Raw genomic sequence first — 14,448 nt, 5'->3', positions numbered from 1 at the left:
CTGCTGCGGCCTCACTGAAAATCGAAAGCGCTCAACCCGGTGACCATCTCGTCGAGGCCGAGCGGGCGCGTCACCGGGGGCTCGGCGCGGGCAAGGCAGCCGATGCGTTCGCACAGACGGCAGGCAGGGCCTACCGGTGTGGTCGGATTGGTACCCTGTCCGGCTTTTCCAGCCGCGGCGGCCGGCCCCGGCAGTGCCGCGCCGTAGACGATCTCGTCACGAAAGCCGACGTCGCAGCCCAGCAGAAGCGCGGTACGGCGCGGGCGCTCCGAAAACGAGCCTTGCGGCCCTTCAAGCGTGCGGGCGATGCAGAGAAACTCGGCGCCGTCGGGCATTTCCACCGCCTCGACGAAGATCTGTCCGGGCTGGGTGAAGGCGGCATGCACGGGAAGCTTCGGGCAACCGCCGCCGAAGCGGCTTTGCGGAAAACCCTGGCCGCCCGCCTTGCGGAAGCGGTTGCCGGCATTGTCGACCTCGAGCATGAAGAACGGCACGCCAGACGTGCCCGGCCGCTGCAGCATGGTCAGGCGGTTCGCCGCCTGCTCGAAGGAGACGCCGAAGCGCGAGCGCAGCACGTCGATGTCGTAACGCGCGCGGTGCGCTGCCGCGTGAAAGGACTGATAAGGCATCATCAGCGCGTGGGCGGCGTAGCGGCCAAGCTCGAAGCGGGCGAGCCGGCGGGCCTCATCCGTGGTCAGCTTCAGCGCCTGGATCTCGCCTGCCACCGCGACCGTCATGCGGATCAGGCAGGACTCCATCGCCACCTCGCGCAACTGGTCGAACGGCGACAGGCGCTCCGACAGAAACAGACGCTGCGAGTGGCGGTCGTAGCGGCGGCGCCAGTTCGGCATGGTGGCGACCGGCAGCACCTTGACCACGATGCCGCATTCGCGCTTCAGCCAGGCCTTCAGCGCGCCGAGCAGATCGTCGCCGGGATCGAGCACCGACGTGAAGGCCTCGGCCTCCTCTTCGAGCGCGGCAAAGTGGTTCGGCCGGCGCTCGAAGATTTCGCGCACCTCGTCGATCGGCAAGCGGGCGCCGGAGAGCGCGGTGGCCCGGCCCTCACGCGCCAGAAGCTCGTTGAGGTCGGAAAGGCGCTCGGCCTGCTCGCGATAGGCGCGAAACAGTTTTATCACCGCGGCGGAAGCGTTGGGCGCGGCTTCGGCGAGCTCGATCAGCTCCTGGTCGCCAGGCAATTCGCCGACCAGCAGCGGATCTGAAAACACTTCCTTCAAGGCGGCGACCGAGCCCCTCGCCTCGCCCTGCAGTTCATGCGGATCGACCTTGTAGACGGACGCCAGCTTGAGGATCAGCTGGACCGTCAGCGGCCGCTGGTTGCGCTCTATGAGATTGAGATAGGACGGCGAGATGCCGAGCCCTTCGGCCATCGCCGTCTGGGTCAGGCCCTTGGCGCTGCGAATGCGGCGGATGCGCGGCCCGGCGAAGATCTTCTGGTCGGCCAATCGATCGTCCTTGACAGAAATTTACATCATTTTGCGGGATGATGGCCATGTCGCCGTTTTACAATCATGACAACTTTACAGCGCACGATTGTCAAACGCAACACAGGTTTTCCCTTATTTGCCAGCCAATCTTACGGTTTCCCTCGCCTGTTTCGCGTCGAAATGTAAATGCTGTCACACCAAACGGCGCGAGGATTTCCATGAGGCGGCGTTTCTATCCCAGCAACGATTTACCCGGAGCGACCAATGACCGATTTTTACAACCTCGTCCCCTCGGCGCCGGAAGGCCGCTTCGACGGCATCGAGCGGCCCTATTCGCCAGACGATGTGAAGCGGCTGCGCGGTTCGGTGCAGATCCGGCAGAGCCTCGCCGAGATGGGTGCCAACCGGCTTTGGCAGCTCATCCACGAGGAGGACTTCGTCAACGCGCTCGGCGCCATGTCGGGCAACCAGGCGATGCAGCAGGTTCGCGCCGGGCTGAAGGCGATCTACCTGTCCGGTTGGCAGGTCGCCGCCGACGCCAACACCGCATCCGCCATGTATCCGGACCAGTCGCTTTATCCCGCCAATGCGGCGCCTGAACTGGTCAAGCGCATCAACCGCACCCTGCAGCGCGCCGACCAGATCGAGACCTCCGAAGGCAAGGGGCTTTCGGTCGACACCTGGTTCGCGCCTATTGTCGCCGATGCGGAAGCCGGCTTCGGCGGACCGCTCAATGCCTTCGAGATCATGAAGGCCTTCATCGAGGCGGGCGCCGCCGGCGTCCACTATGAGGACCAGCTGGCGTCGGAGAAGAAATGCGGCCATCTCGGTGGCAAGGTGCTGATCCCGACCACCGCACACATCCGCAACCTCAACGCCGCGCGGCTTGCCGCCGACGTCATGGGCACGCCGACACTGGTTGTCGCGCGCACCGACGCGGAAGCGGCAAAGCTGCTCACCTCCGACATCGACGAGCGCGACCAGCCCTTCGTCGACTATGGCGCCGGCCGCACGGTGGAGGGTTTCTATCAAGTCAGGAATGGCATCGAGCCTTGCATCGCGCGGGCCGTCGCCTACGCGCCCTACGCCGACCTGATCTGGTGCGAAACCTCCAAACCCGACCTGGCGCAGGCCAAGAAGTTCGCCGAGGGCGTGCACCGGCACCATCCCGGCAAGCTTCTCGCCTATAATTGCTCGCCGTCGTTCAACTGGAAGAAGAACCTCGACGATGCCACGATCGCCAAGTTCCAGAAGGAGCTCGGCGTCATGGGCTACAAGTTCCAGTTCATCACGCTGGCCGGTTTCCACCAGCTCAATTTCGGCATGTTCGAACTCGCCCGCGGCTACAGGACGCGGCAGATGGCTGCCTATTCCGAACTGCAGGAGGCTGAGTTCGCGGCGGAAGCGCACGGCTACACCGCGACCAAGCACCAGCGCGAAGTCGGCACCGGCTACTTCGACGCCGTATCGATGGCCATCACCGGTGGCCGGTCTTCGACCACGGCCATGCATGAATCGACCGAGCACGCCCAGTTCAAACCTGCGGCGGAATAGCAGGAACGCAATGAACAGAAAAAACGCCCCAGGGGGCTATAAATACGCAGAAGGAGAAGACCAATGGCATCGATAAGCCGCGTCAAGGAACGGGCCGAAGAACAGGCCACCACCATGAACGTCGACCAGCAAGCGACCATCCGCATGCTTGCGAACGACCTGCACAGGCTAAACCAATCGGTGATGAAGGCGGTCGAGGCCGGCGTTTCGGTGGAGCTCGTGCGCTCGGCAAGACATCATGGCGGCGACGGCAACTGGGGCGACCTGCTGATCCCGGTGATCGTCACGCAACGGAGCCCAGGCTGACCGAAAGCCGGCTAAACCTGTTGCGGATCCGGCATCCCCTGCGCAGTCTCTGCGCAGGGGATTTGCGTTTGCACGACTGATTTGCATTCGAGCCGGGAACGGCACTTGGTCTAAATCTTAACGTTTCTTGCGATATTCTCGATATCCGCCATTTCAGGTTGACACCGGCAGGGATCTCACGGCAATTGTCTCCAAAGTTTCAACCCTGCATTGAAACCAGACGAGTGCCCGCCCGCTCATGCACACCGTGAATCGCGAGACCAGCACTGCGAAGCACCTGAATTCGGTGAGCCGGAAAATGCTCGCCGACTTCACCCGCGTGCTCGTCGTCGGAAAGTCGCCGGTCAACCGGGTGGTGGTCTCGAAAATCGTCGAACGATCCGGACTCAAACCGATCTCGGAATCGCCCGAAACGGCAGCGGCGACGTTGCGATCGCTCATTCCCGGCGCTGTCGTCCTCGATGGCGGATCGGACAACAAGGACTGCGACGCGCTGATGTCCGGTATCGATGCGTTGCGCCGCACGTCGGGCAGGTCGGTCCCCTCGGTGATCCTGCTTTCAATCAAGAATGGCACACCGGAGAGCCTCGGCCTGTCGAGCATCGTCGATGCGGTGGTATTCAAACCGATCACGACCGAACGGCTGCAGCCGGTGATCGACCATTTCATCGGGCTCGGACGCAGCTAGTCTATAGCTGGCAGCGTCCGGTTCGACGCCGAGACATGCGATCAGCCGGCTTTCCCGATGCTTTCGATCAGCCGGGGCAATTCAGAGAGATCGGCTATCTGGCGGAAGCGAGGCGCGGCGACCGGCGGCTCGACATGTTCCAGCACCCAGGTCAGTTCATGCGGCACGTGGATGCCCCAACTGCCGGCCTCGATGGCCGGCACCACGTCCGACTTGAGCGAATTGCCGACCATCATGCTCCTTTCGGCGCCGTCGCCGTGGCGGTTGAAGATGCGGGCGTACGTGGCGGGACTTTTGTCGCTGACGATCTCGACGGCATCGAACAGGTCGCCCAGACCGGATTGCGCCAGCTTGCGTTCCTGATCGAAGAGGTCGCCCTTGGTGATCAGCACCAGGCGATACGCACCTGCAAGCTCTTCCACCGCTTCGCGCGCATGGGGCAGCGCCTCGATCGGATGGCCGAGCATCTCGCGGCCCGCGGCAAGAATTTCGGCGATGACCGAGGCCGGTGCGCGGCCCCCGGTAATCTCGATCGCGGTTTCGATCATCGACAGGGTAAACCCTTTGATGCCGAATCCGTAGACGGCGAGGTTGCGCTTCTCGGCCTCCAGCAATCTTGCCGAAATGTGCTGTTCCTCGGCATGATCGGCGAGCAGCGCGGCAAAGCGCCTCTCGGTCATGCGGAAAAACTGCTCGTTCTGCCAGAGCGTGTCGTCGGCATCGAAGCCGATCGTGGTCAATTCATGATTGTTCTGCATTCGAGGTCTTCGAACCGAGGCGACTGGATTCGCATCGAACCTAAGCCGCCTGGAGCGATTTTCAACTGCGCGGGCGAACGCAGGCCGGCTCCCCTTCCCTTCCATCACCGGCCCCGGCTATACTCCCAAATCTGAAACCCAATCTGGTGATTGATGCCGCCTGCAAAAAAGGAAGTCCGTCCGTCGAGCCGCGGAGGACGCGCCCGCACGCCTGCCTTCGTGAAAAATCAACGCGGCGTGAAGAACTGGAAGGAAGTCAGCGCCTGGCTGGAATGGCGCGGCATCGAAGATATCGAATGTATCACGCCCGACCAGGCGGGTGTTGCGCGCGGCAAGATGATGCCGTCGAAGAAATTCACCTCCAACACCTCTCTGGCGCTGCCTTCGGCGGTGTTCATGACGACGATCTCCGGCGGCTACCCTGAGGACGGCAACGGCTTCCACTATCCGGAAGACGACGGCGACCTCAAGCTGATGCCGGACCTTTCGACCCTGACCGTGGTGCCGTGGGAGGAGGATCCGACGGCGGCGGTCATCTGCGATCTGGTCCACCAGGACGGCCGCTCGGTCGAGTTCACGCCGCGCAACGTGCTGAAGCGCGTGCTTGCCGCTTACGACAAGCGCGGACTGAAGCCGGTGGTGGCGCCCGAGATCGAGTTCTACCTGGTGCGCAAGAATCCCGATCCGGATTATCCCCTGACCCCGCCGGTCGGGCGCTCCGGCCGACCGATAGGCGGCGGCGCCGGCTATTCGATCGCCGGCGTCAACGAGTTCGACGAACTGATCGACGACATCTACCATTTCTCCGAAAGCCAGGGCCTGGAGATCGACACGCTGATCCACGAGGAAGGCGCCGGCCAACTCGAGATCAATCTGCGCCACGGCGATCCGATCGAGCTCGCCGACCAGGTGTTCATGTTCAAGCGCACCATCCGCGAGGCGGCGCTGAAGCATGATATCTATGCCACCTTCATGGCCAAGCCGATCCAGGGGCAGCCCGGTTCGGCCATGCATATCCACCAGTCGATCATCGACAAGAAGACCGGCAGAAACGTCTTTTCCGCCGAGGACGGCTCGGAAACCGAAGCCTTCTTCCATTTCGTCGGCGGCATGCAGAAGCACGTGCCGAACGCGCTGGTGATGTTCGCACCCTATGTCAACTCCTACCGCCGGCTGACGCAGTCGGCTTCGGCGCCGGTCAACAACAAGTGGGGCTACGACAACCGTACCACCGCGTTCCGCGTTCCGCGCTCCGACCCGGCAGCCAGGCGCGTCGAAAACCGCATCCCCTCCTCCGACGCCAATCCCTATCTGGCCATGGCCGCATCGCTCGCCTGCGGGTTGATCGGCATGACCAACAAGATCAAGGCCGAACCGCCCGTTCTCACCACCGCCAATGAGGACGAGATCGACCTGCCGCGCAGCCTGCTCGAAGCCGTCGACCTGTTCGAAGCCGACGAAGAGCTTTGCGCGCTGCTCGGCAAGTCGTTCGCCGCGACTTATGCAGCGATCAAGCGGGCGGAATTCGAGACCTTCATGGAAGTGATCAGCCCGTGGGAGCGGGAATATCTGCTGTTGAACGTGTGAGAGGCGACTTCGTCGTGTGAATGGTGAATGGCCTTGATCCTAGTTGAGATAACTGACGGCATACTAACCATCCCGACGTCTTCCATTCACCATTCACTATTCACCATTCACTGCCGCCGAGAGGCGGCGCCATGACTTACCAATCCCCAATCTCCCCCGGCCGCTCCTGGTATGAGGACACCGCCGGCCCACGGCCCGAATACCTGGCGCTCGACGGCGACCGGACGTGCGACGTCGTCATTGTCGGCGGCGGCTTCACCGGCCTGTCGGCGGCGGCGCACCTTGCCAAGGCGGGCAGCAATGTCGTGCTGATCGAAACGCATCGTTTCGGTGACGGCGCATCGGGCCGCAATGGCGGCCAGCTCGGCACCGGCCAGCGCGCCTGGGCCGAGGAACTGGAGGCGGAATACGGCTTTTCCCGTGCCAAGGCACTGTTCGACCTCGCCGAAGAGGCCAAGGCGCATCTCCTGGAGTTCGCCGACGCCAACAAGATCGAGATCGACTACATGCCCGGCCAGATGTCATTGGCGCACAGGCAGCGCTATGTCGACGAGTACAAGGCGCATGCCGAGATCATGGCGAACCGCTTCGGCTATCCGCACATTACCTTCATGGACGCGAAAGAGACGGCGGAGCGGCTGGGCTCGACGCGCTACTTCGGCGGCACCCGCGATACCGGCACCGGGCACATCCATCCATTAAAGCTAGTGATTGGCACGGCAAACGTGGCGGCGCAGGCGGGCGCGCAGCTGTTCGAGCAGACGCCGGCGACCGGCATCGCGTCCCTTGGCGGCAAGGTGAAGGTTACGACGCCGAAAGGCACGATATCAGCCGAAAAATGTCTGATCGGCGTCAACGCCCATGGCGGCACGCTCGAGCCGGTGAGTGCCACGCACATCATGCCGATCGGCTCCTTCATCGGCGCGACGGTGCCACTGGGGGCTGACACAAGAGTGCTGCCGGGCGGCGAGTCGGTCGATGATTCCCGCTTCGTCGTGCGCTACTTCCGCAAATCGGCGGATGGGCGGCTGCTGTTCGGCGGGCGCGAGATCTATGCCGTCAATGACCCGAAGGACATCCATATCCACATCCGCCGGCAGATCGCCGAGCTTTACCCTGACCTCAGGGATGTCGAGATCTCCCATGGCTGGGGCGGCTATGTCGGTATCACGATGCCGAGAAAACCCTTCGTGCGCGAAGTGATGCCCAATGTGATCTCGGTCGGCGGCTATTCCGGCCACGGCGTCATGCTGTCGAACTTTTTCGGCAAGCTCTATGCCGAAACCGTTGCCGGCAACCGGAATCGGCTGAGGCTGATCGAGGATCTGAAGGTCCCGGCCTTTCCTGGTGGCCGACGCTTCCGCGCACCTCTGCTCTTTCTCGCGCTCAACTGGTATGCCTTGAGGGACCGGATATAACCACAGATTGCAGAATCCTCCATAAGGGTGCAGAATCCCTTGCAAAGGGCGCAGTGATGCCACATTCGCCGGCAAAGGATGAGGCGGTGGGCAGTTAAACGGGGGGGAATTTTGCGGGCCTGCCCGCTTTTTGGTTTTGGGACAGATCGAACCCCGGTCTTCCGGCACTGGTCGAATGTCGACCCGCAAATGGAGGTTGCAAGAGTGAGAGAGCCCTTCAGTTTCGGCATGCCGGAACGACGGCGCCTTGCGATGCAGTTTGGCTACGACATGCGGCCAAGGTTCTGGCAGAAAGTCCGATCGAACTTGCATCTGGTCATCGCCGCGCTTGGCACGGCAGCGCTGCTTGGCGTGGCCGCGGTGGCGCTATGGCTGGCATTGCCGGCCAACGGGAGACAGGCGATCGCAAGTCCCGAGCAGGCGGGTTCAAGCGTTCCGGCAAAGACAGCGGAAATCGTGCCAGCCGCTGCCTCGACGGCCGCCGCGGTGCAGCAGGCCGCTGATAAGACCGACGTGGTTTCGACGGCGGCGATTGCGGCGGAGGCCGAGATACCGGCGCTGGCGCCCAATGATCCGCGCTGGACACCGACGACCAAGTCCGGCCGCGTGGCAGGCCGGGCCGAGCAAGCGGCAGACAAACCGTCCATGGCGGCATTCGCCGATCCGGCAGCCAAAAACAAAGCTGAGGCATTGTTTGCCAAAGTCGCGGCTCCCGGCAAAACGGCGACGGACGATGCGCAAACCGCCGCCATTCCCAGCCCGAAGCCGCAACTGCCGGCAGCGACGCAGGACGATGGCAGCCAGGTGAAAGGCGAGGTCAAGGACGAGTACGCAGCAGACACCGGGCGCATCCTCAGAGCCGTCACCATGCGAACCGGACCGAAGAAGAATGCGGCCGCCATAGTCACCATTCCCGCCAAGACCTCGGTTCAGGTGATGAACTGCAAGAAATGGTGCCAGATCGTTTACAACGGCAAACGCGGCTGGATCTACAAGAGTTTCATCAAGACCGGCGCATAGAACAAAAACCTAAAGTGCGTCAGATGCGAGGCGCTTCAGCGACGCGATCCGTTCGAGATGAAGATTGGATGAACTCTTGAGCAGGATCAGCTGGCCGGCCACGGCGGTCCGCTTGATATGGTCGGAGACCTCCCTGGGCATACGCAACGCATGAAAGCGGCCCGTGTCGCGATCCTCTTGCCCGCTCCCGAGCGGTGCGCGTTTTCGCCGACATTAAATGACCGGACCGGCAATTTCGCGGGCGGTCTTGTAGGCGTAATGGTACTTTCCGGTCGAGCCTGCACAGTCTGAAATCCGCCCCAGAACGATGCGCTTTTGTTCGACAGTGGCCCTGGCCATCGACTGCCAGGCCGCCTCGGCGGCGTCGAGGATGAATTGCAGCCCGCCGTCGAACACAAACACCTCGCATCGATTTGCCAATGGCTGGAGTGTCGCCACCCTGGCCGCCACCTGTTCCTGGGGACGCCGAGTTCAAGTGCTGCAGCAAAGCCCATAAGCGACTTATGGCTGGCGACGAACGGTCAGGTCAAACTTGAAAAACCGACATTGCGGGCGGTTCAGATGCAACGGCCGCCGTCGACCTCCAGCGCCACGCCAGTGATGAAAGCCGCCTCGTCCGAAGCGAGCCAGAGCGCCGCGTTGGCTATGTCGAGCGGCGTCGAAAGCCGGCCAAGCGGGATTGACGCGCGGAATTTCCCGCGGATTTCGGGTGTGTCGGTGCCCATGAATTTTTCCAGCATGCCGGTCTCGCCGGCGACCGGACACAGGCAGTTGACGCGGATGTTCTTCGGCGCGAGCTCCACCGCCATCGACTTGGTCGCGGTGATCGCCCAGCCCTTCGAGGCGTTGTACCAGGTGAGGCCGGGCCGCGGCCTGATGCCGGCCGTCGAAGCCGTGGTCAGGATGACACCGCCGCCTTGCCGGTCCATGATCGGCACCACGGCAAGCGCCGCATGATAGATCGCCTTCATGTTGACGGCGGTAATCAGGTCGAAGGTCGTTTCGTCGACCTCCAGCATATCACCGTTGCGATGGGTGTAGCCGGCATTGTTGACCATGATGTCGATGCGGCCGAAGGCCTTCTTTGCGGCATGGACCATTTCGTCGAATTCGGAGCGCAACGTGACATCAGTCTGGGTCCAGATCGCCGCCTTGCCGATCTCGCTGGCCACACGTTCCGCGCCCTTGGCGTTGAGGTCGGCGACGACGACCTTGGCGCCCTCCTCGGCAAAACGCTTGGCCATGCCCTCGCCGAAGCCAGAGGCGGCGCCGGTGATGATGGCTACCTTGTTTTCCAGGCGCATGCTTTCCTCACCCATGATTGTGGACAGTCATCCCCCGGCCGCCTTCGGCCATGGCCGTCGAAAGATATGTCTCCACCCTCAATTTCTCCTTTGGCTTTCGCTTCGATCCCGCTTTATGCTGCACCTGCGAAGGTCTTCCGGACCACCGCTCGCCGACAAGCCCCCCGGTTGCGCCGGTGTCAAGGGCACACATGTTTGTGACATCGGGGCACTGGAAAATTTAAATCGATTAGAATATATCAGCCGCGTTACAGCGACGGCGTCAAAGCGGATAGACCATGACCAGCCAGATCATTCCCGTCGACCCTTTCGACTTCATAATTTTCGGCGGCACCGGCGATCTGTCGGAACGCAAGCTTTTGCCGTCGCTCTATCATCGCCAGCGCGGCCATCAGTTTTCCGAACCGACGCGCATCATCGGCACGTCGCGCTCGAAAATGACCGACGAGGAATTTCAGGCTTTCGCCAGGCAGGCGATCTCAGACCATGTGAAGCCGGCCGACATCGACGCCAACGAGCTGACGACGTTCCTTTCCCGCCTTTCCTACGTCTCGGCCGACGCGACCACCGGCGCGGGCTTCGAAAAATTGAAGGAGGCAATCGGCGACAGCGAGTGCATCCGTGCTTTCTACCTGGCGGTGGCGCCGGCACTGTTCGGCGACATCTCGCACAAGCTGAAAGAGCACAGGCTGATCACGCCGCATTCGCGCATCGTGCTGGAAAAGCCGATCGGGCGCGATCTCGCCTCGGCGCGCGCGCTCAACGATCTGGTCGGCGACGATTTCCATGAAAGCCAGATCTTCCGCATCGATCACTATCTCGGCAAGGAGACGGTGCAGAACCTGATGGCGCTGCGCTTTGCCAATGCGCTCTACGAGCCGCTGTGGAATTCCGCCAATGTCGACCATGTGCAGATCACCGTGGCCGAGACTGTCGGCCTGGAGGACCGCGTCACCTACTACGACAAGGCCGGCGCGCTGCGCGACATGGTGCAGAACCACATGCTGCAGCTTCTCTGCCTCGTCGCCATGGAGGCGCCGTCGTCGATGGATGCCGATGCCGTGCGCGATGAAAAGCTGAAGGTGCTGCGGGCGCTCACGCGCATCAACGGCAATGGAGCGCCGAAGCACACAGTGCGCGGCCAGTACCGTGCCGGAGCCTCGGCGGGCGGGCCGGTGAAAGGCTATGTCGAGGAACTCGGCAAGGACAGCAACACCGAGACGTTCGTCGCGATCAAGGCCGAGATCGGCAACTGGCGCTGGTCGGGCGTGCCGTTCTACCTCAGGACCGGCAAGCGGCTGGCGACCCGCGTTTCGGAGATCGTCATCGAATTCAAGCCGATCCCGCATTCGATCTTCGGCGACAGCGCCGGGCCGATCTTTGCCAACCAGCTGGTCATCAGGCTGCAGCCCAACGAAGGCGTCAAGCAGTTCATCATGATCAAGGATCCCGGGCCTGGCGGCATGCGGCTGCGCCAGATCCCGCTCGACATGAGCTTCGCGCAATCCTTCGACGGTCGCGCGCCCGATGCCTATGAGCGGCTGATCATGGATGTCATCCGTGGCAACCAGACGCTGTTCATGCGCCGCGACGAGGTCGAGGCGGCCTGGAAATGGATCGACCCGATCCAGGACGCCTGGGAGAGCGCAAGGCAAGAGGCGCAGGGCTACACGGCCGGCACATGGGGGCCCTCGGCTTCGATTGCGCTGATCGAACGCGACGGGCGGACATGGCACGAGAGCAATTGAACGGCACCGCGTACAACTGGCACGCGTTTGCCGAGCGCGAGGACCTGGCGGCAGCGCTTGCCGGCCACGTCGCGGGTCGCCTGGCCGATGCAATCGCCGAGCGCGGCACGGGTTTGCTCGCTGTTTCCGGCGGCACGACGCCGGCGAGATTCTTCGCATCGCTTTCGAGGGTCCCGATCGCCTGGAACAAGGTCACGGTGACGCTGGTCGACGAGCGTTGCGTGCCGGCCTCCTCCGCGCGCTCCAACGCCGGGCTGGTCGCCGCCAATCTTTTGAAAAACGCGGCCGCGGCAGCACGTTTCGTACCGCTCTACCAGGACGCGGCAAGCATCGAGGATACGGCGGAGACCGACAGCAGGATGTTGCGGTCGCTGCCCTGGCCGCTCGATGTGGTCGTGCTGGGCATGGGAACCGATGGCCACACCGCCTCGTTCTTTGCTGACGCCGACAATCTGGAAAAACTGCTCGACCCGTCCTCGGAAATGGTCGTGCTTCCGGTTCACGCGGCAAGCGCCGGCGAGCCGCGCCTGACGCTGTCGCTGGCGCGGATCGTCGAAGCCGGCTTCGTCGCATTGCACATCGAGGGCGAAGACAAGCGCAAGGCATTCGAGAGCGCGATGGGAGCGGGAACGCAAAGGCCCATTCGCGCCGTGCTCGACGCAGCCGAGAGGCCCGTAGAGGTATTCTGGGCACCCTGATTTCAACTTGCCGAGGGTTCCGGCAGACAGCCGTCAGGTGTTCCCGGGACCTCGCTCGAAAGGACCGACGCCATGACCGCGAGACGCGACATCGAAGCCATCACCGAGCGTATCCGCCAACGCTCCAGACCTGGGCGCGAGGCCTATCTCGGCCGCATCGTCGAGGCCTCGAACCGCACCGCCAACCGGGCCGTGCTTTCCTGCGGCAATCTCGCCCATGGCTTTGCCGTCTGCAGCCCTTCGGAAAAGGTGGCGCTCGGCGGCGATCGAGTGCCGAACCTCGGCATCATCACCTCCTACAACGACATGCTGTCGGCCCATCAGCCTTTCGAGACGTTTCCGGCGCTGATCAAGGACGCGGCGCGCGAGGCCGGCGGCATTGCCCAGGTCGCCGGCGGCGTGCCGGCGATGTGCGACGGCGTCACGCAGGGCCAGCCCGGCATGGAGCTGTCGCTGTTCTCGCGCGACGTGATCGCCATGGCCGCGGCGATCGGCCTGTCGCACAACATGTTCGACGCGGCCGTCTATCTCGGCGTCTGCGACAAGATCGTACCGGGGCTGGTGATCGCCGCACTCACCTTCGGCCATCTGCCGGCGGTGTTCATCCCGGCCGGGCCGATGACGACGGGCCTGCCCAACGACGAGAAGGCCAAGGTCCGCCAACTCTATGCCGAAGGCAAGGCGGGAAGGGCCGAACTGCTTGAGGCCGAGTCCAAATCCTATCACGGGCCTGGGACCTGCACCTTCTACGGCACGGCAAACTCCAACCAGATGCTGATGGAGATCATGGGCCTGCACACGCCGGGTGCCTCCTTCGTCAACCCCGGCACGCCGCTGCGCAACGCGCTGACCAGGGAAGCGACGAAGCGGGCGCTGGCGATCACCGCGCTCGGCAACGCCTACACGCCGACCGGCCGGATGATCGACGAGCGTTCGATCGTCAACGGCATCGTCGGCCTGCATGCCACCGGCGGCTCGACCAATCACACCATCCATTTGATCGCGATGGCGGCGGCAGCCGGCATCGCCATCACCTGGCAGGATATTTCGGACCTTTCCGAAGCCGTGCCGCTGCTGGCGCGGGTCTATCCGAACGGGCTTGCCGACGTGAACCATTTCCATGCGGCCGGCGGGCTCGGCTTCCTGATTCGCGAACTGCTGGACGAAGGCATCCTGCACGAGGACGTCCAGACGGTATGGGGCGAGGGCTTGCGGCCTTATGCGGTCGAAGCCAGGCTCGGCGCCGATGGCGGCGTCGTGCGCGAAGCCTCGCCCCGCGAAAGCGGCGACGAGAAGGTGCTGGCGCCGTTCAAGAAGGCCTTCCAGCCGACGGGCGGGCTGAAAATGCTTTCAGGCAATCTCGGCCACGCCGTCATCAAGACTTCCGCCGTGAAACCGGAACGGCGCATCATCGAGGCGCCGGCAAAGGTTTTCGACAGCCAGCAAGGGCTCAACGAGGCGTTCAAGGCCGGTTCGCTGACCGGCGACTTCATAGCCGTCATCCGTTTCCAAGGCCCCAAGGCCAACGGTATGCCGGAGCTGCACAAGCTGACCACCGTACTCGGCGTGCTGCAGGATCGCGGCCAGCATGTGGCGCTCGTCACCGACGGGCGCATGTCGGGCGCTTCCGGCAAGGTGCCGGCGGCGATCCATGTGACGCCGGAGGCGGTCGAGGACGGGCCGATCGCCAGGATCCACGACGGCGACATCATCAGGCTCGATGCCGAGGCCGGAACGCTGCAAGTGCTGGTGCCGGCAGGCGATTTCGCGCTGCGCCGGGCAGCGGACGCCGATCTCATCGGCAATGAATTCGGCTTCGGCCGGGAGCTTTTCGCTGGGTTCAGGCAAATGGTGGGCCGCGCCGACCATGGCGCCAGCGCCTTCGGAAACGACGTGGCGGAATTGGCACTGCAGTGAAAAAG

The 14,448-nt window shown here is 63.3% G+C and carries 13 protein-coding genes; 9 read left to right on the top strand and 4 right to left on the bottom strand.

Annotated elements, in window-relative coordinates; translation table 11 throughout:
- Nucleotides 1-11: 11 nt before the first annotated feature.
- A complete protein-coding gene (locus tag AC0NID_RS14065; protein WP_473454547.1) occupies nucleotides 12-1,463 on the bottom strand; it encodes a helix-turn-helix domain-containing protein in 1,452 nt (483 codons plus the stop codon).
- Nucleotides 1,464-1,709: 246 nt separating this feature from the next.
- Here AC0NID_RS14065 and aceA point away from each other — a divergent pair, with 246 nt between their 5' ends.
- The 3 genes from aceA (at nucleotide 1,710) to AC0NID_RS14050 (ending at nucleotide 3,993) form a co-directional block, all read left to right on the top strand.
- Nucleotides 1,710-2,999: an isocitrate lyase gene (gene aceA / locus AC0NID_RS14060; protein ID WP_473454546.1), complete on the top strand. Its 1,290-nt coding sequence runs from the start codon at nucleotides 1,710-1,712 to the stop codon at nucleotides 2,997-2,999.
- Nucleotides 3,000-3,062: 63 nt separating this feature from the next.
- Nucleotides 3,063-3,305: an SMc00767 family acetate metabolism repressor gene (locus AC0NID_RS14055; protein ID WP_145718043.1), complete on the top strand. Its 243-nt coding sequence runs from the start codon at nucleotides 3,063-3,065 to the stop codon at nucleotides 3,303-3,305.
- 238 nt (nucleotides 3,306-3,543) lie between these two features.
- Nucleotides 3,544-3,993: a response regulator gene (locus AC0NID_RS14050; protein WP_473454545.1), complete on the top strand. Its 450-nt coding sequence runs from the start codon at nucleotides 3,544-3,546 to the stop codon at nucleotides 3,991-3,993.
- Nucleotides 3,994-4,034: 41 nt separating this feature from the next.
- Here AC0NID_RS14050 and AC0NID_RS14045 read toward each other — a convergent pair whose 3' ends face one another.
- Nucleotides 4,035-4,751: an HAD family hydrolase gene (locus tag AC0NID_RS14045; RefSeq protein ID WP_473454544.1), complete on the bottom strand. Its 717-nt coding sequence runs from the start codon at nucleotides 4,749-4,751 to the stop codon at nucleotides 4,035-4,037.
- Nucleotides 4,752-4,904: 153 nt separating this feature from the next.
- Here AC0NID_RS14045 and AC0NID_RS14040 point away from each other — a divergent pair, with 153 nt between their 5' ends.
- From AC0NID_RS14040 to AC0NID_RS14030, 3 genes are all read left to right on the top strand, one after another.
- Entirely contained in the window at nucleotides 4,905-6,338 is a 1,434-nt protein-coding gene (locus AC0NID_RS14040; protein WP_473454543.1) for a glutamine synthetase family protein, read from the top strand.
- Nucleotides 6,339-6,469: 131 nt separating this feature from the next.
- A complete protein-coding gene (locus AC0NID_RS14035; RefSeq protein ID WP_473454542.1) occupies nucleotides 6,470-7,756 on the top strand; it encodes an NAD(P)/FAD-dependent oxidoreductase in 1,287 nt (428 codons plus the stop codon).
- A gap of 204 nt (nucleotides 7,757-7,960) precedes the next feature.
- Nucleotides 7,961-8,776: an SH3 domain-containing protein gene (locus AC0NID_RS14030; RefSeq protein WP_473454541.1), complete on the top strand. Its 816-nt coding sequence runs from the start codon at nucleotides 7,961-7,963 to the stop codon at nucleotides 8,774-8,776.
- A gap of 213 nt (nucleotides 8,777-8,989) precedes the next feature.
- On the opposite strand, the gene AC0NID_RS14025 is transcribed toward AC0NID_RS14030, so the two are convergent.
- Nucleotides 8,990-9,178: a hypothetical protein gene (locus AC0NID_RS14025; protein ID WP_473454540.1), complete on the bottom strand. Its 189-nt coding sequence runs from the start codon at nucleotides 9,176-9,178 to the stop codon at nucleotides 8,990-8,992.
- 155 nt (nucleotides 9,179-9,333) lie between these two features.
- The gene (locus AC0NID_RS14020) at nucleotides 9,334-10,080 is read right to left on the bottom strand and encodes an SDR family oxidoreductase (RefSeq protein ID WP_473454539.1); all 747 of its coding nucleotides are present in this window, start codon (nucleotides 10,078-10,080) and stop codon (nucleotides 9,334-9,336) included.
- A 278-nt stretch (nucleotides 10,081-10,358) separates the two neighbouring features.
- On the opposite strand from AC0NID_RS14020, the gene zwf reads away from it, so the two are divergent.
- From zwf to edd, 3 genes are all read left to right on the top strand, one after another.
- Entirely contained in the window at nucleotides 10,359-11,828 is a 1,470-nt protein-coding gene (gene zwf / locus AC0NID_RS14015) for a glucose-6-phosphate dehydrogenase (RefSeq protein ID WP_473454538.1), read from the top strand.
- Nucleotides 11,810-12,526, top strand: coding sequence for a 6-phosphogluconolactonase (gene pgl, locus AC0NID_RS14010; protein WP_473454537.1), 717 nt, complete (start codon nucleotides 11,810-11,812; stop codon nucleotides 12,524-12,526). The genes zwf and pgl overlap by 19 nt, the downstream gene beginning before the upstream one ends.
- Before the next feature lie 72 nt (nucleotides 12,527-12,598).
- Nucleotides 12,599-14,443 carry a phosphogluconate dehydratase gene (gene edd / locus AC0NID_RS14005; RefSeq protein WP_473454536.1) on the top strand — a complete coding sequence of 615 codons (1,845 nt, stop codon included), beginning with the start codon at nucleotides 12,599-12,601 and terminating at the stop codon, nucleotides 14,441-14,443.
- Nucleotides 14,444-14,448 lie beyond the last annotated feature (5 nt).

It is taken from the genome of Mesorhizobium sp. WSM4821 (assembly GCF_055901555.1).
Note: the sequence above shows the minus strand (reverse complement) of the source record. Positions and strands in the feature narration are given on the sequence as shown.